We start from the raw sequence: 2,342 nt of genomic DNA, 5'->3' as shown, positions 1-2,342 counted from the left end.
AGTGGGGGAAGTGGAGGGAGTGGGGGAAGTATCTTCTCCCCATACTTCTCCGACCTCCCTTACTCCTCCTACTCTCGCTTAGTAGTAAGTGCCTACTTTGCGATGACGAACAGCTGTGAGTCCATCTGGTTTGGAGACTCGACCGTCTTGAACAGTACAATATAGAAGCCAGTGGTCGCTGCATTCGATGCTGCTCACAACTTCGCATTCCATATAGGCTAGAGCGTCTGTGAGAATAGGAGAACCATTTTTGGCTGTTTGGGTTTTGACGCCAGCAAATCTATCTGCACCAGGAAGCAAACGCTTGAGGAAGTGTTTCTTTAATTCTTGATAATTTCCTTCTTCCAAAACGTTAAGGACGAACTTATCACCCACTTGCATTAAAGAATCTATTGCACGATCGCGAGCAACAGCAACTGTAAATCCTAAAGGTTGCAAGCTAGCTTGAGCTACCCAGGAAGCGAGCATTGTGCCTTGGACATCACCCTTTTGAGCTGTGATAATATACAATCCATTGCTAATCCGACCCAGCGCTTTTTCTAAGTTTGCGTCGATGGACTTGATTTGCTTGATGTTGCGTTCGCGAGCAAGCAATTGTCCTAAGTCCATACCTGCTTCTTCACACAGCTGGTAAGTAGCTGTGCTGGGAGTTTCTTTAATGCGGATTGCTGGGAAGGCTTCCTTAATACCAAGATCGAGAAATCTTCTACGAAGTGGATCAATGGGTTCATCATCCCCGCCGTAGCACTCAAATAATCCAACGACTTGCTTCTTGACGACGGCTAAAAGCGAACTGATACCAGCATGAGCCGCAACATTAGCACTTGGGGGCATACCAATAATTATTCCAGCCGCCCGACCCGCGAGTTCTTGAATTTCTTGGATTTCAGCGCTGGTGAGATCCATGATTTCGATACCAAGCCCAGCTTTTTGGATACCTTCAGCAATTGCTCGGGCAAGACGCTCACTGTGTCCGTAATCGGAGACATAATATAAGGCGACTATTGTTTCTGCCTTGGCTTGTCTTTGACTCCAAGCTTGGTAACATTCCCTGAGAATATCAAGATGGTGGTAAAGTAGAGGTCCGTGTCCGTTGGCGATAATTTTAATTTTCCCAAGTTCGCCCATTTTCTTCATAGCATTCAGCAAGGAACGGGCATTGGGACCCATCAAGCAGTCGTAGTAAAATTTGAAGTCTGGTTCAATCGCTTCTAGGTTGATGTCAAAGGTATCATCGCTGCAATAATGCATTCCAAAGGCATCGCAAGTATAGAGAGTTTGGGTTTTGCGGTCGAAGCTAAATATCGTATCAGGCCAGTGTAAGTTAGGCGCACTTACGAATTCTATCTCGTGTCCTTGACCTAAATCTACGCGATCGCCACTTTTGACAATCCGCTTAGAAAACGGATCGTGTACCAGATTTTCCAAAAACTGAAGTGCAACTTTTGATGCTAAGACGGTTGCTCTTGGAGCTAACTGGAGAACATCTTCAACTAAGCCGCTGTGATCTGGCTCTGTGTGGCTGACAATAATGTAATCAATTGCTTTCGGGTTTATAAGACTTTTGAGCGTATTTAAATACAGGTCGCGAAACTTGGTGTGAGAGGTGTCAACGAGAACAACCCTGTCACCTTTGATGAGATATGAGTTGTATGTCGTACCGTTTTGTAATCCGAATTCTATATCAAAGCGATCGCGGTCCCAATCAAGACAGCGAATCGCCGTTGTATTAGGAGCTATTTCAACAGTTTGTACAGTTAGCCGTTTTTGGACGTTCTCTGCGAGCGCTACCATTCGTCGCCTCCGGGCACAAATTATCAGTCTTCTTTTCTGCCTCTATTTTGCTCATAAATATTTTTGTAAAGTTGTCACAAATTTTATTTTTTAAAAAAATCAAGATGTAGTTAAAATTGCTATATATTGGCGTTTTTTTTTACTTCAAAATTGTTATTCAAGCTCTTTTCAATGAAGCGATAATTATAGCATAAAAAAGCTGATTTAGGGAATTATTTTACTTACAAATTGTGATCAAAATTATCTTCGTGTTAACTAGTTTGTAGCAAGAAGCATAAATTTTGCAACCGTTGTGTTTAACCGTTATCAGTTATCAGTTATCAGCCAATACGGTTGCTGTTAGGGCTGAACGATATGAATTTCCAGGTGTAGAGACGTTGCATGCAACGTCTCTTGCATTGGTTGACGCTAGATCAATTTTCTTAACTGAACCGTATTGAGTTAAGCTGTTCCACATTTAATTTGCATATTTTGGATTGTCTCTTAAAAAGCTCAATTCCTGAGGCAGCGCGTTGGAGAGCCAGTACTTGATGAGTGTCTCCCGACAG

The 2,342-nt window shown here is 42.9% G+C and carries 1 protein-coding gene; it reads right to left on the bottom strand.

All coding sequences use genetic code 11. The features are described 5' to 3' along the window. Positions 1 to 78: 78 nt before the first annotated feature. A complete protein-coding gene (locus tag DP117_RS34010) occupies positions 79 to 1,794 on the bottom strand; it encodes a diflavin flavoprotein (RefSeq protein WP_169222555.1) in 1,716 nt (571 codons plus the stop codon). Positions 1,795 to 2,342: the final 548 nt, after the last annotated feature.

The organism is Brasilonema sp. UFV-L1, assembly GCF_012912105.1.
In the GTDB taxonomy this organism is placed as follows: Bacteria; Cyanobacteriota; Cyanobacteriia; order Cyanobacteriales; family Nostocaceae; genus Brasilonema.
The sequence above is the reverse complement of the archived record's forward strand: the minus strand, read 5'-3'. Positions and strand labels throughout refer to the sequence as shown.